This window comes from Microbacterium sp. H37-C3, assembly GCF_027157935.1.
GTDB classification, from domain to species: domain Bacteria; phylum Actinomycetota; class Actinomycetes; order Actinomycetales; family Microbacteriaceae; genus Microbacterium; species Microbacterium plantarum.
In genome coordinates this window covers 14452-39023 of sequence record NZ_JAPVLR010000007.1, presented here as the reverse complement: position 1 = coordinate 39023, position 24572 = coordinate 14452, and the positions used below count along the sequence as shown (strand labels likewise).

Annotated in this window: 22 protein-coding genes and 1 pseudogene; 7 read left to right on the top strand and 16 right to left on the bottom strand. The window is 70.6% G+C overall.

Features of this window, described 5'->3' with window-relative positions; translation table 11 throughout:
- Positions 1-2: 2 nt before the first annotated feature.
- From O1W71_RS15265 to O1W71_RS15255, 3 genes are all read right to left on the bottom strand, one after another.
- A complete protein-coding gene (locus O1W71_RS15265) occupies positions 3-1187 on the bottom strand; it encodes a glycosyltransferase (protein ID WP_269268699.1) in 1185 nt (394 codons plus the stop codon).
- A 126-nt stretch (positions 1188-1313) separates the two neighbouring features.
- Positions 1314-2153, bottom strand: a complete 840-nt coding sequence (locus tag O1W71_RS15260) for an SDR family oxidoreductase (RefSeq protein WP_442924580.1) — start codon at positions 2151-2153, stop codon at positions 1314-1316.
- 39 nt (positions 2154-2192) lie between these two features.
- Positions 2193-2828: an MBL fold metallo-hydrolase gene (locus O1W71_RS15255; RefSeq protein WP_269268697.1), complete on the bottom strand. Its 636-nt coding sequence runs from the start codon at positions 2826-2828 to the stop codon at positions 2193-2195.
- A 206-nt stretch (positions 2829-3034) separates the two neighbouring features.
- Here O1W71_RS15255 and O1W71_RS15250 point away from each other — a divergent pair, with 206 nt between their 5' ends.
- Together O1W71_RS15250 and O1W71_RS15245 are read left to right on the top strand one after the other, a co-directional pair.
- Positions 3035-3907 carry a manganese catalase family protein gene (locus tag O1W71_RS15250; protein WP_112617034.1) on the top strand — a complete coding sequence of 291 codons (873 nt, stop codon included), beginning with the start codon at positions 3035-3037 and terminating at the stop codon, positions 3905-3907.
- A gap of 186 nt (positions 3908-4093) precedes the next feature.
- A pseudogene (locus O1W71_RS15245) lies at positions 4094-4444 on the top strand (alcohol dehydrogenase catalytic domain-containing protein); the annotation flags it as partial.
- Positions 4445-4594: 150 nt separating this feature from the next.
- On the opposite strand, the gene O1W71_RS15240 reads toward O1W71_RS15245, so the two are convergent.
- The 3 genes from O1W71_RS15240 to O1W71_RS15230 form a co-directional block, all read right to left on the bottom strand.
- Entirely contained in the window at positions 4595-5497 is a 903-nt protein-coding gene (locus O1W71_RS15240; protein ID WP_269268696.1) for an SDR family NAD(P)-dependent oxidoreductase, read from the bottom strand.
- 89 nt (positions 5498-5586) lie between these two features.
- The gene (locus O1W71_RS15235; protein WP_269268695.1) at positions 5587-5721 is read right to left on the bottom strand and encodes a hypothetical protein; all 135 of its coding nucleotides are present in this window, start codon (positions 5719-5721) and stop codon (positions 5587-5589) included.
- A 136-nt stretch (positions 5722-5857) separates the two neighbouring features.
- A complete protein-coding gene (locus O1W71_RS15230) occupies positions 5858-7684 on the bottom strand; it encodes a DEAD/DEAH box helicase (RefSeq protein WP_112617043.1) in 1827 nt (608 codons plus the stop codon).
- Positions 7685-7787: 103 nt separating this feature from the next.
- Here O1W71_RS15230 and O1W71_RS15225 point away from each other — a divergent pair, with 103 nt between their 5' ends.
- Positions 7788-9767 carry an ABC1 kinase family protein gene (locus O1W71_RS15225; RefSeq protein WP_269268694.1) on the top strand — a complete coding sequence of 660 codons (1980 nt, stop codon included), beginning with the start codon at positions 7788-7790 and terminating at the stop codon, positions 9765-9767.
- A gap of 3 nt (positions 9768-9770) precedes the next feature.
- Complete coding sequence (locus O1W71_RS15220; RefSeq protein WP_112617045.1) at positions 9771-10124, top strand: helix-turn-helix domain-containing protein; 354 nt, start codon at positions 9771-9773, stop codon at positions 10122-10124.
- A gap of 4 nt (positions 10125-10128) precedes the next feature.
- Here O1W71_RS15220 and O1W71_RS15215 read toward each other — a convergent pair whose 3' ends face one another.
- From O1W71_RS15215 to O1W71_RS15205, 3 genes are read right to left on the bottom strand one after another with little or no spacing between them, the layout of a single operon-like run.
- Positions 10129-10734 carry a VanZ family protein gene (locus O1W71_RS15215; RefSeq protein ID WP_269268693.1) on the bottom strand — a complete coding sequence of 202 codons (606 nt, stop codon included), beginning with the start codon at positions 10732-10734 and terminating at the stop codon, positions 10129-10131.
- A 44-nt stretch (positions 10735-10778) separates the two neighbouring features.
- A complete protein-coding gene (locus O1W71_RS15210; RefSeq protein WP_269268692.1) occupies positions 10779-11807 on the bottom strand; it encodes an alcohol dehydrogenase catalytic domain-containing protein in 1029 nt (342 codons plus the stop codon).
- On the bottom strand, positions 11804-15112 hold the full coding sequence (locus O1W71_RS15205; protein WP_269268691.1) for a DUF5107 domain-containing protein: 3309 nt from the start codon (positions 15110-15112) through the stop codon (positions 11804-11806). The genes O1W71_RS15210 and O1W71_RS15205 overlap by 4 nt, the downstream gene beginning before the upstream one ends.
- Positions 15113-15201: 89 nt before the next feature.
- Between O1W71_RS15205 and O1W71_RS15200 the strand changes: the two genes are divergently transcribed.
- Entirely contained in the window at positions 15202-16065 is an 864-nt protein-coding gene (locus O1W71_RS15200; RefSeq protein WP_269268690.1) for a helix-turn-helix transcriptional regulator, read from the top strand.
- A 6-nt stretch (positions 16066-16071) separates the two neighbouring features.
- Here O1W71_RS15200 and O1W71_RS15195 read toward each other — a convergent pair whose 3' ends face one another.
- The 4 genes from O1W71_RS15195 to O1W71_RS15180 form a co-directional block, all read right to left on the bottom strand.
- Complete coding sequence (locus O1W71_RS15195) at positions 16072-17403, bottom strand: cellulase-like family protein (protein ID WP_269268688.1); 1332 nt, start codon at positions 17401-17403, stop codon at positions 16072-16074.
- 4 nt (positions 17404-17407) lie between these two features.
- Positions 17408-18349 (bottom strand): carbohydrate ABC transporter permease, encoded by a 942-nt coding sequence (locus O1W71_RS15190; protein WP_269268686.1) that lies wholly within the window; start codon positions 18347-18349, stop codon positions 17408-17410.
- Positions 18343-19236, bottom strand: a complete 894-nt coding sequence (locus O1W71_RS15185; protein WP_269268685.1) for a carbohydrate ABC transporter permease — start codon at positions 19234-19236, stop codon at positions 18343-18345. The genes O1W71_RS15190 and O1W71_RS15185 overlap by 7 nt, the downstream gene beginning before the upstream one ends.
- 64 nt (positions 19237-19300) lie before the next feature.
- The gene (locus tag O1W71_RS15180; protein WP_269268684.1) at positions 19301-20620 is read right to left on the bottom strand and encodes an ABC transporter substrate-binding protein; all 1320 of its coding nucleotides are present in this window, start codon (positions 20618-20620) and stop codon (positions 19301-19303) included.
- 198 nt (positions 20621-20818) lie between these two features.
- On the opposite strand from O1W71_RS15180, the gene O1W71_RS15175 reads away from it, so the two are divergent.
- Together O1W71_RS15175 and O1W71_RS15170 are read left to right on the top strand one after the other, a co-directional pair.
- On the top strand, positions 20819-22249 hold the full coding sequence (locus tag O1W71_RS15175) for a carboxylesterase/lipase family protein (RefSeq protein ID WP_269268683.1): 1431 nt from the start codon (positions 20819-20821) through the stop codon (positions 22247-22249).
- A gap of 104 nt (positions 22250-22353) precedes the next feature.
- Entirely contained in the window at positions 22354-22752 is a 399-nt protein-coding gene (locus O1W71_RS15170) for a hypothetical protein (RefSeq protein ID WP_269268682.1), read from the top strand.
- Here the strand turns inward: O1W71_RS15170 and O1W71_RS15165 are convergent.
- Genes O1W71_RS15165 through O1W71_RS15155 form a run of 3 tightly spaced genes read right to left on the bottom strand, consistent with a single transcriptional unit; the run spans position 22733 to position 24470 of the window.
- Complete coding sequence (locus O1W71_RS15165; RefSeq protein ID WP_269268681.1) at positions 22733-23200, bottom strand: DUF805 domain-containing protein; 468 nt, start codon at positions 23198-23200, stop codon at positions 22733-22735. The genes O1W71_RS15170 and O1W71_RS15165 overlap by 20 nt on opposite strands.
- A gap of 35 nt (positions 23201-23235) precedes the next feature.
- Entirely contained in the window at positions 23236-24228 is a 993-nt protein-coding gene (locus O1W71_RS15160; RefSeq protein ID WP_269268680.1) for an SRPBCC family protein, read from the bottom strand.
- Complete coding sequence (locus O1W71_RS15155; protein WP_064954960.1) at positions 24225-24470, bottom strand: helix-turn-helix domain-containing protein; 246 nt, start codon at positions 24468-24470, stop codon at positions 24225-24227. Before O1W71_RS15155 ends, O1W71_RS15160 begins: the two co-directional genes overlap by 4 nt.
- Positions 24471-24572: the final 102 nt, after the last annotated feature.

The following is a 24572-nucleotide window of genomic DNA, read 5'->3' as shown; positions in this document are numbered from 1 at the left end:
ATTCAGGCGGCGATGCGCAGGCCGGCGACCTGGTCGGCGATGACGGCGCCGTACTCCGTGATCATCCGGTCTCGACCCAACCGGTCCCGAGCGGCGAGCGCGGCGCCTCCGAACGCGACGCGCTCTTCGACGGCACGACCCCAACCGGCCGCGATCGCATCCGGGTCGCGCGGGGTGACGATGCCGATCCCCTCGACGAGGCGGGCCGCGTCGCCGACATCCGTCGTGACCGGTACCGCACCGCTCGCCGCCCCCTCCAGCAGGCACAGGGGGGCCGCCTCGCCGAACGCGCTCGTGAGTGAGACGACGTCCGCGGCGCGGTAGATCGCGGGCATGTCGTCACGGATGCCGAGAGCATGGATGCGGTCGCCGCCGATGACCTCCAGCAGCTCCGTGAGACGGGGGTTCTCGCGCGTCATCCCTGCTCCGCACATGACGTAGTGCGCGTCGGGCACGAGCGTTCGATGCGCGGCGACCGACCGCAGGAACAGCTCGGGATCCTTCATCGCGTCGAACCGGGCCGCATAGGCGACCACGACCGCCCCGTCGGGGATGCCGAGCTCACGCCGCACGCGGTCACCCCCGCGGGTGACCGACGGCTCGAAGCGCGAGAGGTCGATGCCGTTGTCGACGACATGACGCTGCGCGTCGCCCAGGACCGACGCGTAGGCGGCATCCGTCGACCGCGCGCATGACACCGCCGCCGTGACGATCCCGCGACGGACGCTCTCGCCCAGCCACTCCAGAGCATCGCCCGAATGCTCCGGGTCGGACCGGTGCAGGCACGTCACGACAGGCCGGTCGGCCAGCATCATCGCCTCATCGAGCGCGAGCAGGAGCCCGAGTGGCTGCTCCTTGAGGGTGAGCACGACGTCGGCCGCGGCGATCGCACGCGCCGCGGTGCGCAGCTGTCGCGAGGAGAAGGTGTGCGGCGCGTGCGGCACCGCCCCCGCCGTCTTTCCCAGAGACGTGACCCCGATACCCGAGGCGCGCAGCGCCCGATACCGCGGGTCGCCGGCCATGTGCTGGACGGTCGACTCGCGCCGCGCCCGCGACGCGATGGCGAGCACGCTGTGGTGCTGTTCGCCCCGCGCGTGGAGGCCGACGACGACATCGCTGTGCAGGATTCGAGCCCCGCCGGCGAAGAAGCCCTCGGTGAGGGAGAGGACGCGAAGCGGAGCGCTCATTCAGGACCTTCGGGATCGACGCGGCGGGTGCGATCCATCGTGCGGCAACGCCCGCCCGCGGCGAGTGAACCGCGGACGAGCGTTGCGTGAACGAACGGCGCCGGACGCCGGTCCCGAGAGCCGGGCTCAGAGGATGGGCTTGCCTCCCGTGACCGCCAGACGTGCGCCCGAGATGTACGACGCTTCGTCCGACGCCAGCAGCACGTAGGCCGAGGCGAGCTCGGCAGGCTGCCCGGCGCGTCCCAGCGGCGTCTGCTCGCCGAAGCTCTCCACCGCATCCGCCGGAAGGGTCGCCGGGATCAGCGGGGTCCAGATGGGCCCCGGGGCGACGCTGTTCGCGCGGATGCCGCGCTCGCCCAGCATCTGCGCGAGCGATGCCGTGATGCTCGCGATGGCCGCCTTCGTCGCCGCGTAGGGCAGGAGGTTGGGCGAGGGCTGGTCGGACTGCACCGAGCTCGACCCGATGATCGACGACCCCGGCCCCATGTGCGGCAGCGCAGCCTTGGTCAGGTGGAAGTACGCGTCGACGTTCGTCGCCCACGTGAAGTCCCACTCCTCGTCGGGGATCTCCTCGAGCGTCTCGCGGTTCATCTGGAAGGCGGCGTTGCTGACCAGGATGTCGATCCCGCCGAGCTCTTCCACGGTGCGGCGGACGACCTCACGGCAGTGGGCCGGGTCGGAGATATCACCCGGGATGAGGACGGCGCGGCGCCCGGCCTCTTCGACGAAGCGCTTGGCCTCTTCGGCATCCTCGTGCTCGTCGAGGTAGCTGATGGCGACATCCGCTCCCTCGCGGGCGTAGGCGAGCGCCACAGCCTTGCCGATGCCGCTGTCGCCGCCGGTGATGAGCGCGCGCTTGCCGGCGAGCTTCCCGGAGCCGCGGTAGGTCTCTTCGCCGTAGTCGGGCTTCGGCACCATCGCCTGGTCGGTTCCCGGGACCTTCTGCTGCTGGGGTTCCATGATCATCCCTCTCTGTCGTCGAACGGTGCTTCTACCCGATCCCCCTCAGCCGTCGGATTCACGGGGCTTGACACGAGAGGGCCGAGTCCGGCATCGCGCGACCGTGCGGGGCCGGTTCACCAGCGCGTCTCCGGTCAGCAGGATCCCGGCCGATTCGAGCAGGAACGCGCAGTGTCCGTCGGTGTGGCCGGGAGTCGCGATCGGGAGGATGCCGCCGGCGAGCGGGATGGAGCGACCGGGCACGATCGACGGGTCGGTCCGCACGCCCTTTACCCCGAGCGCTCCCGCGCCCACCATCCTCGCCAGGATCGGGAGCGCCGCCGGGTAGCGGAACGGATACGGGAACCGGGCGGCCTCGTGCGCGTAGCGGTACGGGTGCCGCGCGAGCTCCTCGTCGCCGGGGTGGACGTCGGCGACGAGGTGGTGCTCGTCGGCGAGGCGCTCGCACATCCCGACGTGATCGAAGTGGCCGTGGGTGAGCAGCAGCGCGTCGATGTCGGACGGGTTGGCGCCGACCGCGGCAAGGGCCTGTTCGAGGAGCGGCCACGTGCCCGGGAGCCCCGCGTCGATCAAGACGAGCCCGTCGTCGGACGCGACGAGATAGGCGTTCACCCCGCCGCGAGCGAGTTGATAGACGCCCTCGGCGACCTCGGCCACATGCGGTCGGTGATCGTTCGTCATCCTGCTCCCTCCGGTCTCGCACGATGATCCGGAGCACGTCGGAGGAGAGCGCGGGGGTTGACAGATCGATCGGTCGTCCCCCGGCGCGCGGGCGCGATGGTTGCACCGACCTCGAGACGAGTCAAGGCCCGTGGCTTTCGCGGAAGGGCAGACATACGTTCGCGGCGCCGGCGCACTCGGCGTTCGGCCGATCCCCAGGAGGCGAGATGTTCTTCCATCGACAGGAACTGCAGTTCGAGGCCCGTCCGGAGAAGCCCGACGCGATCTTCGCGCGACGAATGCAGGAGGTGCTCGGCGGCCAGTACGGCGAGATCACCGTGGCCATGCAGTACGGGTTCCAAGCGTGGAACGCCCACATCCCGGGCAAGTACCGCGATCTGCTCTACGGCATCGGGGCGGAGGAGTTCGGCCACGTCGAGATGCTCGCGATCATGATCGCGCAGCTGCTCGAGAAGGCCCCGGCCGAGCAGTCCGAGGCTGCGGCGAAGTCCGACCCCGTCCTCGGCGCCGTCATGGGCGGCATGGATGTGCAGTCCGCGATCGTCGCCGGTGCCGGTGCGCGCCCGGTCGACTCGAACGGCAACCCGTGGCAGGGCTCGTACATCACCGCGAGCGGGAACCTGCTCGCCGACTTCACGGCCAACGCCAACGCCGAGATGCAGGGCCGTGTGCAGGTCGCGCGGATCTACCACATGACCGACGACAAGGGGGTCCGGGACATGCTCTCGTTCCTCCTGGCGCGCGACACCATGCACCAGAACCAGTGGATCCGCGCGGCCCAGGAGCTGCGCGAAGAGGGAGTGGAGGACATCCCCGTGCCGTCGAACTTCCCGCTCTCGAACGAGGCGCGCGAGCACGCGTACAAGTACATCAACTTCTCCGACGGCGCCGCGGCCGCCGAGGGCTCGTGGGCATCGGGTCCCACCCCCGACGGCAAGGGCGAGTTCACGTACCTCGACGGACCCGATACCTCGGTTCCGATGCCCCCGCCCACGCAGCCGGACCCCCGGTTCTACGGCACCGACGCGAAGCCGAACCTCCTCGATAAGGCCGAGGGCGTCATCCGCGACAAGCTCTGACCCTCGCGGGCACGGTTGCGGGCGACGCGGCCGTGCCCCGATACCAGGAATCTGACCCGACACCCCGATCGGATGCCGTTCCGGCCGGGGTGTCGGCGACGATCCCTTGCATCGGCGCGCGCTGCCTCGGGGCCGTGCGGGGCGACGACACGACGACAGCACGAGCACCCGGCAGAGAGGCGATCGATGAAAGCCATGACCTATCGCGGACCGTACAAGGTCCGCGTGGAAGAGAAGCCCGATCCGCGCATCGAACACCCCCATGACGCGATCGTGCGGGTGACGCTCGCGGCCATCTGCGGCTCGGACCTGCACCTCTATCACGGCATGATGCCCGACACCCGGATCGGTCACACCTTCGGCCACGAGTTCATCGGCGTCGTCGAACAGCTGGGCGGTGCGGTGACGAACCTCGCCGTCGGCGACCGGGTCATGGTGCCGTTCAACATCTACTGCGGATCGTGCTACTTCTGCGCACGCGGGCTGTTCTCGAACTGCCACAATGTCAACGCCAACGCGACCGCGGTCGGCGGCATCCGATCCGGTCGCGGTTCGGACGCGGCCGAGTCGATCAGCGCCACACGTGGCTCGACCCCGTTCTCGTCGCGGGCCCGTGGGTGCTCGCCGCGTGGGGCGTGTTCCGCCTCGTGCGCCGGGCAGTCCGGCGGAGCTAGCCCGGGCGGGCGGTCAGCGCCGAGGTGTCTCGGCGACGGTCGCCGGATCAGCGAGGGGTTCGAAGAGCGTGCCGTCGCTCGGCGGCGTCTTCGCACCGCGACGGACGCGCGCGTCGGCGATGTCGGCGGACAGGCGCGCGGTCACCCGTGGCGCCAGCCGCGCACCGATGAGCGAGGCCCGCGCCTTCCAGCCGGCGGGCTGCGCGACCCGCGGGTGCAGGCCCGCACGAAGGATGGCGTCGACGACCGGTTCCGGCTCGTCCATGAGCGGCATCCGCAGCGCCCGGCCCGCGTGGTTGCCCGCGTGCCGCCAGAAGGGTGTCCGCACGGCCCACGGCAACACGGCAGCCACCGCGACGCCTGAGACTCCCATGAGCCGGAGCTCCTGCTGCAACGTCTGGGTGAGGCTGAGCAGCCCGGCTTTGGTCGCCGCGTACGAGGCCTGATAGGCCAGGGGCACGACGCTCTCGACCGAGGCCGTGTTCACGAGCACGCCGGATCCCTGCGCGGTGAACCGACCAAGCGCGACGTGCGCTCCGCGCATGGCGCCGATGAGATTCGTCTCGACGACGCGGACGTGCTCCTCGATCGGGACGTCGCCGAACAGGCCGATCGTGCCGACGCCGGCGTTGTGCGCCCAGACGTCTATGCGCTCGAACACCGTCTCCGCCTCGTCGGCGAGGCGCTCGAGGTCGCCCGCACGCGAGACGTCCCCGACCACGGCATGAGCTCGTCCGCCGGAATCCCGGATGCGCTCGACGAGGCTCGTCAGCGCGTCCGGTCGCCGGGAGAACACGACGACGGCCGCTCCGAAGCTCGCCGCGCGCAGGGCGACACCTCTCCCGATGCCCGTCGAGGCCCCCACGACGACGACGGTACGCCCGGACAGGTCGGCGAGACGCGAGGAAGCAGCCATGCTCGAAGCATCGCCGCCACCGCGCTCACCGCGATGCCCGTTGCGCCCGGTGCTCCCAGGCGCTACGGGCATCGCCGTAGGCGCACTGGTCAGCGGTCGGTACGCGCGTCCTCGGCGGCCTCTTCGGCCTCGGCGCCCTCTTCCGGCGACTCGGAACCGGCCGAGGCCGCTTCGTTGTCCTCGTGCTGGTGCTCGTCGTCTCGTCCGTGGTGGTCGGCACTCATCTGGCTTCTCCGATCGGCTCGTGTGGCGCCCCCGACTGCGGAGGCACCTTCCACTCTGCACGCGGATCGGATGCCGCGAACCGGGCTTGCACCGGGAGCGGATGCGTGCGAGCCGCACCGCTCCCGGAAGCCGCGGTCAGTCGCGCGTCTCCGAGCGGTGGCGGGGCTTGCGAGCCGGCCGGTCGTCGCGGTCGCCGTCACGGTCGCGGTCACGCGGTCGGTCGTCACGGTCGAAGCGGCCGCGCGAGCTGCGGCTCGGGCCGCCGGTGTCGACGCGGATCTCGATCGCCTTGCCCGAGATGCGGGTGTCGGCCAGACGGTCGAGCGTCGATTGGGGCATGTCGGACGGCAGCTCGACGAGCGAGAAGTCGGGACGGATCTGGATCGCGCCGAAGTCGCCGCGGCTGAGACCGCCCTCATTCGCGAGCGCCCCGACGATCTGACGGGGCTCGACGCGGTGGCGCTTGCCCACCGCGATGCGGTAGGTCGTCATATTCGGGTTGCTCGCACGCGGGCGGCGTTCCGGACGCCCGTCGCGGTCGTCGCGGTCGAACGAGCGCGGGGCACGGTCCTCGCGCGGCGCGCGTGCGCGCGGCTCGGGGTCGGGCTCGAGCAGCAGCGGGGTCTCGCCCTGCGCGACCACGGCGAGCGCGGCGGCGACGTCTACTTCGGGCACATCGTGGTGACGGACGTAGTGGGCGACGATGTCGCGGAACCGCTCGATGCGGTCGGTGTCTTCCAGCGCAGCGGTGATGCGGTCGTCGAAGCGCGACAGGCGCGTGACGTTGACCTCGTCGACGCTCGGCAGCTGCATCTGCGTGAGCGGCTGGCGCGTCGCGCGCTCGATCGCGTTCACGAGCCCGCGCTCGCGCGGCGTGACGAAGCTGATCGCGTCACCCGTGCGGCCGGCACGCCCGGTGCGGCCGATGCGGTGCACGTACGACTCGGTGTCGGTCGAGATGTCGAAGTTGACCACGTGCGAGATGCGCTCGACGTCGAGGCCGCGGGCAGCGACATCAGTGGCGACGAGGATGTCGAGCTTGCCCGACTTCAGCTGGTTGACGGTGCGCTCGCGCTGCACCTGAGCCACGTCGCCGTTGATGGCGGCGGCAGAGTAGCCGCGGGCGCGCAGCTTCTCGGCGACCTCCTCGGTCGCGCTCTTCGTGCGGGCGAAGACGATCATCGCCTCGAAGTTCTCGACCTCGAGGATGCGGGTGAGCGCATCGATCTTCTGCTGATACGACACGATCAGGTAGCGCTGGGTGATCGTCGAGGAGGTCGTCGTCTTCGACGCGACCGTGATCTCCTCGGGGTCGTTGAGGTACTGCTTCGACATGCGGCGGATGGCCGCCGGCATCGTCGCGGAGAACAGCGCGACCTGCTTGGTGTCGGGGGTGTCGGCGAGGATCGTCTCGACGTCCTCGGCGAAGCCCATCTTCAGCATCTCGTCGGCCTCGTCGAGCACGAGGTACTTCAGCTCGGAAAGGTCGAGCGTGCCCTTGTCGAGGTGGTCCATGATGCGCCCGGGCGTTCCGACGATGACGTGGACTCCCCGGCGCAGCGCGGAGAGCTGCACGCCGTAGCCCTGACCGCCGTAGACCGGGAGGACGTGGACACCCTTCGTGCGCGAGGCGTACTTCTCGAATGCCTCGCAGACCTGCAGCGCGAGCTCGCGCGTGGGGGCGAGCACGAGGGCCTGCGGGGTCTTCTGGGTCAGGTCGAGCCGGTCGAGGATCGGCAGCGCGAAAGCCGCGGTCTTGCCGGTACCGGTCTGCGCGAGGCCGACGACGTCGCGCCCCTCGAGGAGCGTCGGGATGGTCGCGGCCTGGATCGCCGACGGGGTCTCGTAGCCCACGTCGGAGAGCGCCTTGAGCACCTGCTCTCCCAGCCCGAGGTCGCGGAAAGTGATGACGGGCGGCTCGTCGACGGACTCGGGTACAGACTGTTCAGCAGAAGTGGACACGCTTCAGGGTAGTCCGCCTCCGCCGAGATCGCATGATCGGCCCGGCGCGACGGAGCCCGGTGCCCTAGCCTCGAAGCAGGTCGACGGACTCGAGGGGGTATCGATGCCGGAGTGGTTGCTCTTCACCATCGCCGCGGTGGTCTTCTCGATCGCGGCCACCTGGCTCGCCAAGAGGGCGCTCGAGGCGCGTGTCGGCTGGGTGCGCGGTCCCCTCGTCTCGCTCATCGTCTTCGTCGTCTTCGGCCCGCTCGGCATCTGGGTGCTGCGCGGCGCGGGCGTGCTGCAGGAGCAGGGCGGGCTGCTCACGGATCAGCCCGTCGCTTTCGGCTTCGTTCTGCTCGTGCTGGCCTGGCTGTTCGCGATCGTCCTCATCGCCCTCATCACGCTCGAGCTCATGTGGCCGGCGCGGCCGCCGGTCGGTCCCGTCACCTACGTCCGCGAGGCGTTGCACCGCCGCCGCCGGGCCGTGAGGTACGCGCGTATCGTCGCGATCGCCTCGCGGCACGGCCTCGGCGGCATGCGCAGCGAGTCGGCGCGCGCCGAACTGCCCCGGGCCCTCGCGGCCACCCTCGACGACGCGGGCGTGACCTTTGTCAAGCTCGGTCAGATCCTGTCCACCCGCAACGATCTGCTCCCCGCCGAGATCACGAGTGCGCTCGCCTCGCTGCAGATGGACACGACGCCCATCCCCTGGCCGGAGGCCAAGGCCGCGATCGAGAAGCAGCTGGGCCGGCCGATCGAACTCGTCTTCGCCGGCATCGACGAGACGCCGCTGGCAGCGGCATCCGTCGGTCAGGTCCACAGCGCACGGCTCAAGGACGGACGCGCCGTCGTGGTGAAGATCCAGCGACCGAAGGCGCGCGCGCAGGTCGCCACCGACCTCGACATCATCGAGCGTGCCGCCGCCGACCTCGAGCGGCGCACGACGTGGGCGAAGGATGTCGGCGCCTCGGCCCTCGCCGCGCAGTTCTCCGCCGCTCTGCGCGAAGAGCTCGACTACCGCGTCGAGGTCTCGAACATGGAGATGCTGCGCGACTCGATGACGGCCGCCGACGCTCGCGCGGTGCGGATCCCAGACGTCTATCCCGACCTGTGCACCGAGCAGCTGATCGTGATGGAGCACGTCCAGGGCATCCCGTTCAGCCGGCTGCCCGAGCCCGGAAGCGACGCGCCGGGCGCCGTCGCGCCCGCGGAGGCGACGCGCATCGCCGACGCCGTGCTCGACGTCATCGTCGGGCAGATCGCACTGCGGGGGGTCTTCCACGCCGACCTGCATCCCGGCAACCTCATCCTGCAGCCCGACGGGATCGTCGCCCTCATCGACTTCGGGTCGGTCGGGATCATCGAACGCAGTATGCGGCGCCTGCTGCTGCCGATGCTCGTGGCATTGCACAACGAGGACGACTCCGGTGCAACGGATGCCGTCCTGATGCTCGTGAAGCCGCGCGGCGACGCCGAGCTCGATGTCGGAGCACTTCAGCACGACATCGGCGTCATCCTCACACGACTGCACAACTCCACCTCCGACCAGCATCTCTTCACCGCACTGATCGAGGTGCTCCGGCGCCACCGACTCGCACTCCCGCCCGGTCTGCTGCTGGGGTTCCGGACGCTCGGCGCGATCGAGGGGACGCTGCGGCGCCTCGATCCCGACTACGACATGATCAAGCGCGCGCTCTCTCGGGCCCCGCAGTACGCCCTGCACATGGGCGATCCGCGCTCGGCGGCGATGACCGCTCAGGTGCAGCTGCAGCTCGGGCTCGAGCGAGCGCGTGAGCTGCCCCGCCGCGTGGACGGCATCCTCAGCGACCTCGAGTCGGGCCGCCTCACCGTACGACTCCGCGCTCTGGAGTCCCCCGACGACCGCTCGTGGGTCGAGTCGCTCACCGGACGCCTCACCACGACACTCGTGGGAGCCACCCTGGTCATCGTCGGCGTCATGATGGGCGTCGTTCAGCACGGTCCACTGCTCACCGACTCGGTGTCGGTGTTTCCGTTCCTGGGTAGTGTGGTCGGGCTCGGCGGCCTTCTGCTGCTGCTGCGTTCGCTGCGTTCGGCGCTCGTCCGTCGCGATGGAAGGTGACCCATGAAGATCCGCGATCTCGTCCACTTCGTCGCGGCCGCCGATGCCCTGCACTTCCCGCGCGCTGCGGAGAAGCTCGGAGTGTCGCTTCCCGTGCTGTACTCGTCGATCGACCGCCTGGAAGAAGAGGTCGGACATCCGCTGTTCACGAAGGACGGCGGCAAGCCGCGCCTGACCCCGGCCGGCACCCTCCTGCTCGCCGACGCCCGAGCCGAGGTCGCCGCGGCGCCCGCGCCGGCTGTCGCGCCGAAGCAGAAGGCGTCGGGCGGTGGAAAGGCCAAGGCGTCGAAGGGCTCGGGTCGCGCCCCCATCGTGAAGGGACAGCCCAAGCCGTACAAGAAGCGTCAGGGACGCTGAGGCCTCAGCCGCGGGTGGCGGCCGTCTCGTGTGCGCTGTTCCCGGTGCGCGACTGCGGCTGCGGGGACCAGCGGAACAGGTCGATGAGCCGCGCCAGCGCGGGGACGCGCGCGAGCAGAAGCAGCAGGCCGTAGCCGAGGGCACCGCCGGCGACGTTCGAGAGGAAGTCGTTGACGTCGGCGATGTGTCCGCCGGCGAAGTACGCCTGCGCAGCGAGCTGCAGCGACTCCACGGTCAGGCTCGTGATCGCCGCCGCGCCGACGACCTTCAGCCACGTCGGCCGGGCGAGCATGAGCGGAATCAGGATGCCGAGCGGCACGAAGACGAGCATGTTCATCAGCGCGTCGTCGAGCTCGTAGTCGGCGAACGGGATCAGCGCCAGACCCGGCGTCCAGGGCACCCCCGAATCGGGCTTGTCGAGGAAGATCGGGAAGATCGTGTTGCCCACGATGCCCGCCGCGTAGACGGCGACCGCCGCGGCCACGGCCGCACGAGGCAGCGAGAAGCTGCGCCGAGCCCACAGCACGGCCAGGAGCACGGCCAAGACCACGATGCCGAAAGGGATGACGACGGGAAGGACCGGTACTTCGGTGAAGGGATTGCTCATCATCGTCGACGCTATCGCGCCGCCGCCCCACGCCCGGACGGCGTGCCTCAGCGCACGCGCGGGTCGATGAGGAACTTCATCGTGTCGGGGTCGGAGTTGCGCCTGAAGAAGTCGGCGAGGTCATCGAGACCGCCGCGTGCGGTGACGAGGTCATCCACGCGCACGGCACCCGAAGCGACCAACTGGATGGCGAGCGGCCAGGTGTCCACATAGCGGAAGAGCCCCTCGACGACGAGCTCGCGACTCTGAAGCAGGAAGAGGTCGAGGTCGACCGTCGCTGATCCCATGCCCACGAGGACGGCGCGGCCGGCGCCGCGGAGCGAACGCAACCCGGCGGCGATCGCCGCGCGGGCGCCGGACGCGTCGATGAACGCGTCCATCCGCCCGTCGAGTGTCGCCACCTCGGCGGGCTCCAGCACCCGCGTCGCCCCGTGCGTGAGTGCGACCTGTCGACGAGCGTCGACCGGATCGACCACCACGACCTCGGCAGCGCCGAACGCGCGCGCCGCGGCGCCGGTCAGGATGCCGATGGGACCGGCACCGGCCACCAGCACCCTCGAGCCCGGCACCACCCCGGCCTTGCGCACGGCGGCGATGCCGACCGACAACGGCTCGACCAGCGCGCCCTCGTCGTCGCTCATCGTCTCGGGCAGCGGGTGCGCCGCGTCGCCGGGAACCGCGAGGTAGCGCGCGAACGCACCGTTCTCGGGCGGTGCCGAGGGGAACCGCATCCGCTCGCACAGATTCGTCCGCCCCACCCGGCACGCCGGGCACCAACGGCAGGGACGCTGAGGGTCGATCGCGACCCGCTCTCCGATCCGGTGCGCGTCGGCGGGAGAGGCGACGGCGGCGATCACCCCGGCGGCCTCGTGTCCGAGGATGAGGGGGCTCTCGACGACGAGGTCGCCCACCCGGCCGTGCTCGAAGAAGTGCACGTCGGACCCGCAGAGCCCGACGGCGGTGAGCTCGACGAGCACGTCGCCCGGTTCCATCACCGGTACCGGCATGTCGCGGACCTCGAGACGACCCGGCGCGACCAGCACGCTCGCCATCATGCGATCGGGGATGCCGCTCATGCGTGCACCCGCTGACCCGCAGATCCGGTCGTCGGCGCTTCTGCGGGAGGCGCGTCGATCTCCTCGTCGTAGCGGGCGAGCGCCGCGGAGAGGTCGTCGGCCCGGCGGCCCGCTGCCTCAGCCGGGTCGAGCGAGAACAGCAGCGTCTCGGGTAGCGATGTCGCGAAGTAGTCGACCCGTGCCGGAGCTGAGCGCAGCTCGGTCACCCGCGCCACGACTCGCGACCGCAGGGCGGCCGCAGCAGCGTCATCGCCTCGGGCACGGGCAGCCCGCGCCCCATCGAGCGTGTCGGCGTCGACCTCCGCCGCTGCCGCCTCCACCATCGCCGCCCGCCACGCGTCATCGGCCGCCGCCGTCTCACCGAGATTTGCTCGAAGCCGCCCGAGACGCAGCCACAGGGCCGCCCGGCTGTCGAGCAGATGCCAGGCCTCGCCGAGTGATCGCGGAGCGTCGAGAGCCCGCTCGAGGATGGCCGCGGCCTGCGCGGCCTGCGCGGCATCCGGCTCCACCTCCGCAGCGCGCGCGATCGACGCCCGGGCGAACGCGCGGATCGCGACGCCCTCGCCGCCTTCCCACGGCTGCAACGGACGGCTGAGCAGCAGGTCGATGGCCTCGGCGGGTCGCCCGACCATCGTCAGCAGGTCGGCCACCGTCACGAGGAGGTCATCGCGCACGATGAGCCGGTCGCGGTGCGGCTCGAGCCTGGCCAACCGGGCGGTTGCGGAGATGCCGCGCCGCTGCGCGAGCTGGTCGAGCTCGAACCAGAGCCGGGGGTCGTCGCTCACCTCGACGGCCCGGTCGTACAGCACGGCAGCCGCCTCGAGGTCGCCCCCGACCTCCGCCGTGGCCAGCGCGGCGTTGCGCAGCAGCACGCCGTCGCGCGTCGCATCGTCGAGCGCAGCACGCCACTGGACCAGCGCGTCGGCTCGGCGTCCGCGGTCGTAGAGCCACATGCCGAGCAGCGATCGGGCGCGCGCATCCGTCGGATCCGCGGCCACGGCAGCGTCGAGAGCGTCGTAGGCGTCGAGCCCCGCGGGGAACACCCAGTCGGCGGGTGCGCACTGCGCGCGACGGCGCGCCTCGGCCGCGGCATCCGTCTCACCCGCCTCGGCGAGCACACGCGCCCGGACGTACTCGGCGACCGGGGCGACGCCTCCCGTGCCGGCCGCCGGGCTCGCGGCCGCGGCGGCGAGCACGGCGAGCGCGTCGTCGCGCTCCCCCGCGCGGGCGAGGTCTCCGGCGAGGTCGAGCAGCACGAGACCGTCGTCGGGGAGGCCGCACCCGCCGAGGTAGGCGGTGAGCACGTCGAGCCGATCGCTTCGCCCGAGGTCGGCGAGCTCCGCCTCGGCTTCGGCCTCGCGCCCGAGGCGACGCAGCACGAGCACCCGAAGGTTCCGTGCGAGCGGGTCGTCCGACCCGTGACGCAGCGCATCGTCGAGGCGGCCGAGCGCGGCGAGGTCGCGCCCGGCTCGCGCGTCGAGCAGAGCCATCTGCACGCTGGCGGGGTGGGCCCACCGCACGTCCCACGCGGCCTTCGCGAACGCATCGTACGCACGCTCATCGTGGCCGCGACGCGTCTCGACGAGTCCGAGGCGGTAGTGCGCCTCACCGTCGGCGGGATTCGGGTTGCGGAAGGTCAGCCGATCGACAGCGGTGCGCAGGTATGCGGCGGCAGCGTCGTACTCACCGCGGCCGTAGGCGGAGGCGCCGAGCGCCGTGTTCGAGCGCGCGTCGCCGGGGTCACGGCGGAGCGCCTCTTCCCAGTACGGCTCGGAATGCCGCGTTGGGTGGCGGTACTGCGCGAGGTGGACGCCCGTGAGGTACAGCTCGTCGGCTGAAGCGATGTCTGCGGGCAGCGGCGGCTCGGTCGCAACGGCAGGCTCGGGCGCGGCGTCGTGGTCAGCGCGCGGGCGCCACCAGATGAGCTCGCGATCGCCGTCGTGGACGACCACCTCGACATCGGTCGCACCCGCTCCCGCCGGGCAGGGCATCGAGTCGACGAAGGGCCGGCCCGGCTCGAGGTCGGTGACACGCTCCGCGGTGTCGGCCCCGACGGTGACCCGCACCCGGGCCGCGGGTACGGCCCCGGTGACGGCGACGCCGACGTGCACGCGCCCCGCTTCGAGACGCACCGAGACCGCAGCATCCTTCGTCGCCTGGTGCGCCGCGCCGATGCCGGTGATCGGGAACCAGAACTGCGAGAACGTCTTCACCTCGCCGGGTGCGAGGTAGGCGAAGTCGGGCTGGTTGTCGGTGTACACACCGGCCATCAGCTCGACGTACGGGCCGTCGCCGTCGGTCAGCTGGTCGTCCCAGGCGTGGCCGAAGGGGGCACTGCCCCACGTCCACTGCTTCTTGCCCGGTGCGATGCGGCGGTCCGCCCAGTGCACGAAGCCCGCACCGGCGGCATGGTCATAGCCGCCGAAGAAGTCGTCGCGTGTCTCGACCACCATGTACGACGTCGGCACGGGGATGTTGCCGTAGTAGTCGATGCGGTCGGCATCGGGGTGGGCGGCGTCGACCCTACCCGGGTAGTCCACGCCGTAGTACGGGCGGTCGGCCCGGGGAAAAGCCGTGACGGCACGACGAGCGTGATCGGCGACATAGCGGACGTCGGTCGGGAAGAACGACTGGTAGTCCTCGTGCGCGCGCGCCGCGACGTTCGCCCACCACAGGAACGTCTGCGGCACCTCGGTGCGGTTGTGCAGGCGGGCCCGCAGCTCGATCAGCGAGCTGTCGGGGCGCAGGCGGATGCCGTGGGTGCCGCGCATGCGCGCGAAGGGGTCGTGATCCGACATCCAGACGGTGACCGCCCCGTCGGGTTCGCGCTCGATCCAGCTCTCCATCGGCAGGAAGGTCGCGGGCCGGTGGTGCTGCGGCCAGTTGAACTCGACACCCCCCGACACCCAGGGCCCGGCGAGCCCGACGAGGGCGGGCTTGATGACGTTGTTCCGATAGAAGAAGTCGTAGTCGGCGCTCTTGTCGTAGCCGATGTGGATGCGGCCGCCGAGCTCGGGAAGCAGCACCAGCCGGATCCAGCGGTTCTCGAGGTGCACGGCCCGCCAGTCACGGTCGCGCGGCTCGGCGGCGATCCGCTCGGTGAACGGCAGCGGGTACACCCGCCCGCTCGACCCCTGGTAGACCCGACGGTCGAAGAACATCGGGAGCTTCTCCGGTTGCGCCGGCTCGTACGTGGGGATCGCGAGTGGCTGCTCCCAGACGGCCACGCCGCCGTCGTCGAGCGTCGCCTGCTCGTCCGCGGGCGGCTCGGGAAGACGCAGCGAGGATGTCGAGGTCGAATGCATGCCTCCAGCGTCGCCGAGCGAGCGCGGCCGCGACATGGCGGAAGCGGCCGTGCACCTGGACGATCCGCCGATATGCCAGGATGACGATCATGGCCATCTCAGACGGTTTCGCGGGCGAACGCCTGTGCGTCGTGCCCGCGCCGGCCATCACCGCCGCACTGCAGCGACCGGTCACCCGCCGACTCGTCGTGACCGATGCCGGCTGGTTCCCGCACGCCGCCGATCACGGGCGCACTCGCGAGCGCGGCATCCGCACGACGATCGTCATCGTGTGCACGGCCGGCGCCGGATGGCTCGAGATCGCCGGCACACGCCACCGCGTGCCGGCCGGGACCGCGGTGGTGATCCCCGCGCGCACGCCGCACGCCTACGGCGCGGATGCCGATGACCCCTGGACGATCTGGTGGTGCCATGTCGTCGGCTCCGACGTCGACGACCTCACCGCGGCGATCGGCACGACAGCCGCGCGCCCGATCGTGCGACTGCACAGCGTCGAGCGTGCGGTGTCGCTGCTCGATGAGATCGTGCGCGGGCTCGAACGCGACCAATCGCCGGTGCGTCTGGTCGCCGTCACGGGCGCAGCGTTCAAGCTCATGACGCAGCTCGCGTCAGACCAGGCGCTGCCCGAGCGCGGCGACCCGCTCGAACGCGCGATGACGTTCCTGTCCGAGCGGCTCGACAGCGCGGTGCCGGTCAGCGAGCTGGCAGCCCTCGTCGGCGTCTCGGCATCCCATCTGACGTCGCTGTTCCGGCGCGCGACGGGCGGCGGCGTCCTGGCCTACCACACGGGCCTCCGGATGACGGCGGCCCGCACTCTTCTCGAGCGCACCGACCGCACCGTCGGCCAGATCGCGACCGAGGTGGGTTACAGCGACCCGTTCTACTTCTCGCGGCACTTCCGACGCGTGCACGGGATGAGCCCGAGCCGCTACCGGCAGGAGCGTCGCGGATGACCCCGCTCAGCCGCGGTCGCGCGTCGCCGTCGTCGGAGCCGCGAGGATCTCGGCGTTGAGGCGTCGCTGCCACGCGACATCCGACCAATGCGGATGATGCGGCGCCGCGTTCGAGCTGAGCACCATTCCCCACACCCCGTGCTCGAGCGCGGTGCGTACACCGTGCTCGGCGAGCTCCGTTCCGACCGGCCCGTCTTCGAAGTCGGCCCGGAGCGGGGTGTAGCCGACCCACCCCTCCCCCACGACGGCCGGTATGCCGCGGCGCCGCGACCATGCGGCGAGCGCCGTCACCCGTGACCCGATCTCACGCAGCATTTCTTCGCGGTAGAGCCCGTAGTGGTTGTAGAGCCAGCGGTCCCACAGATCGGGGTCGACCCAGTCGTACCCGTAGATCTGCTGATCGGTGATGACGGTAGCCTCGAACTTCCAGTCGGCGGCGCGGCCGTACTCGGCGAACGAGGGCGCGTCGTCGACGAGCAGCGCTCGCATGGCCTCGCCCGGAAAGCCGTCGGTGCCTTCGGAGCGGATGTCGATGCGCCGCTGCAGCGCGTCGAGCACGCCGTAGGCGTAGACGTGCAGCTGACCGACCTGGAACCGCTCGGAGAGTCCCGCGAGGTCGAGGAAGTGGGCCTTGCCGTAGCTGGCGGTGACGAGGTGACCGGGGTGCGCGGCACGCACCCGGTCGAGGGCGGCATCCCCGCCGTCGGCGAACGCGGGGACGATCGAGAAGTCGACCTCGTTGTGGAGCTCGGCGAAGGCGATCGTGTCGGCCAGACCCGCGGCCTCGATCTCATCGAGCATCCGGATCGTGGCGGATGCGAGCAGGTCGTAGCGCTCTTCGAGCGGCACGGCGTCGATCGCGCGGAACCAGCGCTCGTCCGCCGCGAACGCCGGCGACTGCTGGTACTCCCAGCTCGCGAGGATGACGACGATGCCGCGTTCGCGGGCACCGCGCAGCAGGTCGAAGAAGCGCGTGCGGAGGTCGAGCCGGTAGCCGCCGGGCACGTCGTACCAGCGCGTTCCGTTGCCGAACACCTCACCGTGCGGCGAGCGCCCGAGCCCTTCGATCTCGAGGTCGCTCGCGCGGTCGTCGAGCCCGAGACCGCCGAACAGCAGCAGCGGCGCCGCGCAGATGCGGATGGCGTTGTAGCCACGGTCGACCGCTTCGTCGAGCGCGGCGCCGAGGTCGGCGTAGGGCTCGCCCGCGCCGGCTCGCGTGTACCAGGAGAAGTCCCACAGCGTGATCGTGAGGCGCGGCGGCAGGTGGGCGGAAACGGCGCCCGTCAGCGCCCGGGTGTCGGGGGCTGGTTCGTGTCCGGAGCCGAGATAGCGGGTCATCGGGTCATCCCTTCGTCGCGCCGGCGGTGAGACCGGCTCGCCAGAATCGTTGCAGAGCGGCCATGACCACGATGAGCAGCACGGCCGAGACGGCGGCTCCCGTGACGACGAGCTCGTAGTACAGGGGTGCGCGCTGCGTCTGACCGTTCCAGAGCATGAGCCCGAGGGTGACCGGGAACGTGCGGGCGTCGTTGAGCATGACGAGCGGCAGCAGGTAGTTGTTCCAGATTCCCACGAACTGGAAGAGGAACACCGTCACGAGGGCCGGGGCCATCATGCGGGTGGCCATGGTCGCGAAGATGCGCACGTCGCCGGCGCCGTCCAGGCGCGCGGCCTCGATGACCTCGTCAGGCACGCCCGCGGTGGCGTAGATGCGGCAGAGGTAGACGCCGAACGGGCTGACGATGCTCGGCAGCAGGAACGACCAGTACGTGCCGGTGAGGCCCACCGCATTGAACATGAAGTAGGTCGGCAGGGCGATCACCGTCGCGGGAACGAGGACGCCGCCGAGGATCATCGCGAACACGGCCTCACGTCCGGCGAAGGCGTACTTCGCGAAGGCGTAGCCCGCCGCACCACTGAGGATCGTCGCGATGAGTGCGCCGAGCCCCGAGTAGAACAGGCTGTTGAGCAGCCACTGCGTATAGATGCCGCGATCGGTCGTGAAGAGGTTCTGGAGGTTGGTCAGCGGCTGCGGCGCATCGCTGAACCAGAGTCCGAACGAGCCGAACAGGTCGGCGTTGCTCTTGGTCGCGGCGAACAGTACCCACACCACCGGCAGCGCGAAGTAGACGAGAGCGGTGACGAGCACGGCGAGGGTCGGCAGCGATGCCCAGAACCCCACGCCCGGTCCCCCGGTGCGGCGAGCCGCCCGGCGATCCCGACGATCGGATGCCGCGCCGGTGGTGACCGAGCGGGTGGATTCGGTGACGGGCGCGATCACCATGCGCGGTTCCCCTTCCGGTTGACCAGCCGCAGAAAGACGAACGAGAACACGAAGGCGATGACGGCCACGATGACGGCCATCGCGGCGGCGAGGTTCGGATTGCTCTGCGTGAACGCCTGGTTGTAGGCGGCGAGGTTCGGCGTGTAGTCGGTGTTGATGGCGGTCGTGAGCGGCCGCAGCACCAGGGGTTCGACGAAAAGCTGCAGCGTGCCGATGATCGTGAACACCGTGGTCAAGACGAGCGAGGGACGCAGCAGGGGGAGCTTGATCTCCCACACGATGCGCCACTCGCCCGCACCGTCGATTCGCGCGGCCTCGTACAGGTCGGCGGGCACGGCCTGGAGCGCCGCGATGAGGACGAGCATGTTGTAGCCGGCGAACGTCCAGATGCCGATGTTCGCGATCGCGAACATGACGGTGCCCGATTCGATCGGGGCGGCCGAGATGCCGACGGCAGACAGCCCCTGGAGGATCGGACTCGTGCTCGGCACGTAGAGGAAGCTCCACAGCAGCGAGGCGATGACGCCGGGCACGCCGTAAGGCATGAAGAACGCGACGCGGAAGAACTGCGGCCAGCGCGCCCGGGTCGACTCCAGCAGCAGCGCGAGCACCGCCGAGAGCACGACCATCAGCGGCACCTGGATGAGGGCGAAGACGGCGATGCGTCCGAGGCTCGAGACGAACGCGGGGTTCGCGAGTGCCCGGACGTAGTTGTCGAGGCCGACGAAGAGCGTCTCCGGCGCTCCGAGGCCGAGGCCGCTCGCACGCACCGAGAACAGGCTCTGCACGATCGCCCAGATGATGGGCGCCACGTAGAAGACGGCGAAGGCGAGGAGGAACGGGCCGAGCAGCAGCAACAGCGACAGCCGGCTTCGGGTGGTGTGCATGCGATTCCCTTCGGGGCGCGACCGGGCGGGGCGGGCGGCGTCGCTGCCGTCCGCCCCGCTCGGGTCAGTCGGCTACCGAGATCCCCTTCGCCGTCATCTCGGCCACCATGCGCTCCTGCACCGCGGCATAGGCCTCGGTGAGCGGGGTGCCCGACTCGACGGCGGCGGCGACCTCGTCGAGCAGGCTGGCGTTCAGGGCGTCGACCAGCGGCGGCCACTGCCAGTCGCGCGCGACCTGCTCGTTCGACTCGGCGAACACGTCCCAGATGTCCTGGCCGCCGAAGAACTCGAACACCTCGGGGGCCGACTGGATCGAGGGGATCGAGTCGACGTCGGCGATCGCGGGCCAGCCGGCGCCGTTCTCGGTGAGCAGGCTCACGCTGTCGAGGTTGCTGTTGAGCCAGAGGGCGAATTCGGCCGCCTGCTCGGGGTGCGCCGACCCCTTCAGCACGACGTTCGCGGAACCGCCCGACCAGCTCGCCGAGCGGGGGTTCGCCGCGTCCCACTGCGGCATGAGTCCGACCGACCACAGCCGCGAGGTCTCGGGTGCGTTGTTGCGGATGATCGCGTCGGCCCACGAGCCACTCATCCACGACACAATGCGCCCGGCCTGCACGTCGGCGAACCACTCGCTCGACAGGTCGGCCTGAACCTTCACGAGGTCTTCGTCGATGAGGCGCTGCCAGTACTCGGCCATGCGAAGGGTGTCGGGGTTGTCGATCGCAACCTTCCAGGCATCGCCCTCGACCTGGAACCAGGGCTCGCCCGCCTGCTCGGCGAGGCCCTCCATCCAGGCCGCCTGGTTCGGCGCGAACGCCGCGATGTATCGGTCGGGCGCCGTCGCCCGCACCGCCACGGCGGCCGCGTAGAAGTCGTCCCACGTCGCGGGGGCCTCGGTGATCCCCGCTTCGGCGAACACATCGGAGCGGTAGTAGAGCCCCATCGGCCCGGCCGCCTGCGGGATGCCGTACACCCGATCGTTGAACGTCGTCGCGCCGATCTGCCAGTCGGAGAAGACGTCGACCTCGTCGCCGACGTAGTCCGTGATGTCCTCGAGGGCGCCGTTGAGGAGGAACGTCGGCATCTGGTCGTAGCCGACCTGGGCGACATCCGCGGGGTTGCCGGCCTGGACATCCGAGAGCATCTTGGCGTAGCCGCCTTCGGCGCCCGAGACGATCGTCTGCAGCTCGACCTGGATGTCGTCGTGCTGCTCGTTGAAGAGATCGACGGCCTGGTCGATACCGGGCACCCAGGTCTGGAACGTGAGGGTGACCGGACCCTCGTCGGCCGGCGCGGAACAGGCCGCGAGCGGCGCGATGACGGCGACGGTGACCGCCAGCGGGAGAAGGCGACGGCCGCGGAGCCGCCGGGGTGGAGTAGACATCGATGCCCCTTTGCATGTGTGCGACAAGCTGCTCGGGTAGCAGCCGGATTTCACACGTTAGAACCGGCGAGAGCGCACGCACATAGCCGAATGAGCGTGCGCCCTGGACGATCCGCTGATCACGCCGCCCGGGGCAGACCTGCTCCGGGACGCCTCATAAGCGGCTTTCATACGGTGAGAAGAACGAAGGGAGCAGGGATGCCGGAGGAAGTCGTCTCGGACGAAGCGCGGGTCACCATCAGCGGCGGCGAGCTGCGGGGCTCGCGGACGAACGGGGTCGACCGCTACCTCGGCATCCCGTACGCGAAACCGCCCGTCGGCGAGCGCCGCTTCCGAGTCGCCGAGCCGGTCGATCCGTGGGTCGGCGAGCGCGACGCGACACGGTTCGGCCCCACGGCGCCGCAGACCCCGTACGCGGGCGAGCTCGGCGAGCTGCTCACGGTGCCGACGATCGACGGCGACGACATCCTCACCGTCAACGTGTGGGCACCGGTGGGAGCGACGGACGCCCCCGTCGTGCTGTGGCTGCACGGCGGCGCTCTCGAACGCGGCGCCGCCGCGCAGACGATCTACGACGGCACCACCTTCGCCCGGGACGGCATCGTCTTCGTCTCAGCGAACTACCGCCTCGGTGTCGAAGGATTCAGCGTGCTCGACGACGTTCCCCTCAACCTCGGGCTGCGGGATGCCGCCGCCGCGTTGCGCTGGGTCAGCGACGAGATCCACGCGTTCGGCGGCGATCCGGCCCGCATCACCCTCATGGGCGAGTCGGCCGGCGGCGCCCTCGTCGCGGCGCTGGTGAGCGAACCACGGTCGCGGGCGCTCGTCGCGGGCGCGATCATCCAGTCGGGGCCGCTCGAAGCTGCGGAGCCCGACAAGGCGCGCCGGGCGTCGGACGCGATCGCCCGCGAGCTCGGCATCCCGACGACGCGCGACGCGTTCGCCGCAACGTCCACCGCCGATCTCCTGAGCGCGCGGTCGCGGGCCTCGGCCGGCTCGAGCCCGCTGCGCGGCGCGCCGGGATTCGTCCTCGCCCTCGACGATGAGTCGCTGCCCGAGGTGCCCGAGGTCGCGCTGACGTCGGCGGAGCTGCCCATCATGATCGGGACCAACACCGACGAGTACCGCCTGTGGCTGACCCCCGACGCGATCGCCCGGATCGGGCGGCTCACGGCGTGGGTGGCGCGGCGCGCGATGGGGGTGTCCGAGCGGGCGGCCCGGGCCGTCGCACGCTCATTCCCCGGCGCATCGCCCGGTGAGGTTCTGGGGCAGCTGCTCACCGACCGGATGCTGCGCGCCCCCGCGACCCGCGTCGCCCGTGCGCGCACCGCACCGACGTTTGTCTACGAGTTCGCCTGGCGCAGCCCGGTTCGGGGTCTGGATGCCGCGCACGCGCTTGAGATCGGCTTCGCCTTCGACCGGCTCAGCGACCCCGAGGCGCTGCTGCTCGCGGGACCGGACGCCCCGGCCGATCTCGCGCGCGACATGCACGCGGCGTGGGTCGCCTTCATTCGCGCGGGCGACCCCGGCTGGCCGCACTTCTCACCGTCGCGCATGACGCGCATCTGGGATGCCGCGACCCGCGACCTTCCGCAGCGACGCGCCGAAGTCATCGACGCTCTGAGCTGACCCGGGCATACGCGAAATCCGCCGCGTCGGCTAGGGCCTCTCGCCAATTCGTCGTCGGTGCGAGAGTTTCGTCCGGACCTCTCGCACCGACGAACGGAGCCGTCATGACGGACGCCAACACCTCACCTGCCACGGGCGACGACGCTGCCGTCGACGATGCCGCCGTCGTCGACGCGCGGACGCCCGCCCCGGAAGCATCCGAGAACGCATCGGGCGTCACGCGCGCCGCGTCGCGAGTCGTGCATGGCGTCGCTGATGCCGGCAAGGGCGCCATCCACAAGGTGCAGGATGCCGCGAAGGATGCGCTTCCCGACGCCGTTCCCGACGTCGCAGACAAGATCGTCGACGCCGCGGCCGGCTTCGCCACCGCCCGGATCGATCAGAACGTCAAGATCGTCGACGGCGCGCTGACGCTCACCCGCCGCACCGGCAAGGCCGTGCGCATCGCTGCCGTCATCGGTGTCGTCGCCGTCATCGCGCTGCTCATCGCCCGCCGCTCGTAACGGGATCGAAGCGCGCTCCCCCGCGCTCACCGCGCATCGAGAGCATCATCGCGAGGGCGATCCAGCCGATGAGCGGTAGGACGATCAGAAAGAACCACACGCCGCTGCGGTTCGTATCGTGCAGGCGACGCCAGGTGACGGCCAGCATCGGCAGCAGGGTGGCCAGCGAGAAGACGAGCACGATCACGTCGGGGACGTTCTGCACGACACCAGTGTCGATGGGCCGCCAGTCGCCCGTGGTGAGACCGTTGACGATCTGAACCACGATCGGGAACAGCACGATCACGAGCATCGGCCACCAGAACTCCGACCGGCTCGCGCGTCCGCGAAAGGTCGCGTAGTTCTGCATCCACCGCCGCAGCGCCGCGAGCGGCGGCGCACCGACGTAGGGCCGAGTCAGCGGCGGCTCGGCGAGACGGTTCGGCTGGGGTGTCGCGTCGCTCGTCATCCCCCCGAGCCTACGGGGCGCCCTCACGCGGGTGTCTACCGGAACACGCGCCCGATCGACGCACCGGTCTGCGAGATTTGCAGCCAGATCGCGAAGCTGTTCAGCGGTCGCATGACCCACCGCAGCAGCGGGATCCCTCGCCGCGAACTCGTGCGCTCCCACGCGTGGCGAATCACGAGGCGCGTGCCACCGGCCGCAGGCTCAAGTTCGATCCGCATCCGGCGCTTGTTCGACGTCGGAGAATCGGGCCAGGTCGTGATCCACTCGATCGCCGTCGTGGGCTCACACTCGACGAGTTCGATGCGGGCGCGTCGACGCTCGGGGTTCACCCGTTGCGGCTTGCCGTTCGGCGCCGTCTCGAGCGAGTACGCGGTCCATGTGGCTCCCGGCGCGACGTCGTCGGGCAGATCGTCGACCCGTCCGAACAGGAGATCCCATTCCGGCATCCGGGCGGGGTCGTTGAGCAGCGCCCACACGTCTGTCACTGGAGCAGGGACATGCACTGCGCCGGCGCCCGAGAGTGACCGGCCGTTGTCGGCGGCGCGAGTTGGCAGCGCGGGGTAGCGCTCAGCCTGATCCAGAAGCTCGCGCACCTGCTGCGGGCTCGTGTCGAGGCGCTGAAGAATCGCCTCGATGAGCCCGCTGCCCTCGTCGACCAGCTCGCGCAGCACCGCGGCGGCATCACCACGCTTGCCTCCCTGACCCGCGCGTCGGAGGACGTCGAGGGCGCGATCGTTCCACGCGAACTCCCCACGCTCGTGATACGTGATGCGGCCGGGACCGGGCATGGCGGCCTGCACTCCGAGTGACGCGAGCTGATCGGCGTGCTGCTGCTCGACTGCCGCGCGCGTGCGCTCGAGGTCGGCGCCGAGCGCGCGCAGAACCTCGCCGGCCACCTGCTCGTTGATCGTTAGGGCCAGCAGAAGGTGGTCGATGTCACCGCTCTGCTCGCCGAGTCGAGATGCCTCCTCCGCACCGGCGAGGGACAGGTCGTACATCGTCGCGGTCGCTACCGTCAGCTTGCTCATCGGGTTCTCCTGGGGACGTCGATGGTCGGATCGATCCGTTTGGCGTACTTCTTGTGCACGGCCTGGCGCGAGACGCCGAGCGCGTCGGCGATCTCTTGCCAGCTCATGCCCGCGCGCAGGCCCGCCTCGACCTGCGCCAGCTCGAGGCGCTCGGTGAGAGAGCGCAGCGACGCGATCGCGCGCAGACCCGCACGTGGATCACGCGTGTCTGCGGCGACGCCGGCGATCTGGGTGGATTCCATATAAGCAACCTAGGTTGCTCGCGGCATTCTTGTCAACCTTGGTTGCTCGCTGGGTGCGGTCGCGCGCTTGTGTCATCATGCTGATACATTTTGTTACGCCAG

Excerpts from the sequence above, each read along its gene's own strand:
- O1W71_RS15265 (WP_269268699.1), bottom strand. The coding sequence starts at position 1,187 with ATGAGCGCTCCGCTTCGCGTCCTCTCCCTCACCGAGGGCTTCTTCGCC.
- O1W71_RS15260 (WP_442924580.1), bottom strand. The coding sequence starts at position 2,153 with ATGATCATGGAACCCCAGCAGCAGAAGGTCCCGGGAACCGACCAGGCG.
- O1W71_RS15255 (WP_269268697.1), bottom strand. The coding sequence starts at position 2,828 with ATGACGAACGATCACCGACCGCATGTGGCCGAGGTCGCCGAGGGCGTC.
- O1W71_RS15250 (WP_112617034.1), top strand. The coding sequence starts at position 3,035 with ATGTTCTTCCATCGACAGGAACTGCAGTTCGAGGCCCGTCCGGAGAAG.
- O1W71_RS15240 (WP_269268696.1), bottom strand. The coding sequence starts at position 5,497 with ATGGCTGCTTCCTCGCGTCTCGCCGACCTGTCCGGGCGTACCGTCGTC.
- O1W71_RS15235 (WP_269268695.1), bottom strand. The coding sequence starts at position 5,721 with ATGAGTGCCGACCACCACGGACGAGACGACGAGCACCAGCACGAGGAC.
- O1W71_RS15225 (WP_269268694.1), top strand. The coding sequence starts at position 7,788 with ATGCCGGAGTGGTTGCTCTTCACCATCGCCGCGGTGGTCTTCTCGATC.
- O1W71_RS15220 (WP_112617045.1), top strand. The coding sequence starts at position 9,771 with ATGAAGATCCGCGATCTCGTCCACTTCGTCGCGGCCGCCGATGCCCTG.
- O1W71_RS15215 (WP_269268693.1), bottom strand. The coding sequence starts at position 10,734 with ATGATGAGCAATCCCTTCACCGAAGTACCGGTCCTTCCCGTCGTCATC.
- O1W71_RS15210 (WP_269268692.1), bottom strand. The coding sequence starts at position 11,807 with ATGAGCGGCATCCCCGATCGCATGATGGCGAGCGTGCTGGTCGCGCCG.
- O1W71_RS15205 (WP_269268691.1), bottom strand. The coding sequence starts at position 15,112 with ATGCATTCGACCTCGACATCCTCGCTGCGTCTTCCCGAGCCGCCCGCG.
- O1W71_RS15200 (WP_269268690.1), top strand. The coding sequence starts at position 15,202 with ATGGCCATCTCAGACGGTTTCGCGGGCGAACGCCTGTGCGTCGTGCCC.
- O1W71_RS15195 (WP_269268688.1), bottom strand. The coding sequence starts at position 17,403 with ATGACCCGCTATCTCGGCTCCGGACACGAACCAGCCCCCGACACCCGG.
- O1W71_RS15190 (WP_269268686.1), bottom strand. The coding sequence starts at position 18,349 with ATGGTGATCGCGCCCGTCACCGAATCCACCCGCTCGGTCACCACCGGC.
- O1W71_RS15185 (WP_269268685.1), bottom strand. The coding sequence starts at position 19,236 with ATGCACACCACCCGAAGCCGGCTGTCGCTGTTGCTGCTGCTCGGCCCG.
- O1W71_RS15180 (WP_269268684.1), bottom strand. The coding sequence starts at position 20,620 with ATGTCTACTCCACCCCGGCGGCTCCGCGGCCGTCGCCTTCTCCCGCTG.
- O1W71_RS15175 (WP_269268683.1), top strand. The coding sequence starts at position 20,819 with ATGCCGGAGGAAGTCGTCTCGGACGAAGCGCGGGTCACCATCAGCGGC.
- O1W71_RS15170 (WP_269268682.1), top strand. The coding sequence starts at position 22,354 with ATGACGGACGCCAACACCTCACCTGCCACGGGCGACGACGCTGCCGTC.
- O1W71_RS15165 (WP_269268681.1), bottom strand. The coding sequence starts at position 23,200 with ATGACGAGCGACGCGACACCCCAGCCGAACCGTCTCGCCGAGCCGCCG.
- O1W71_RS15160 (WP_269268680.1), bottom strand. The coding sequence starts at position 24,228 with ATGAGCAAGCTGACGGTAGCGACCGCGACGATGTACGACCTGTCCCTC.
- O1W71_RS15155 (WP_064954960.1), bottom strand. The coding sequence starts at position 24,470 with ATGGAATCCACCCAGATCGCCGGCGTCGCCGCAGACACGCGTGATCCA.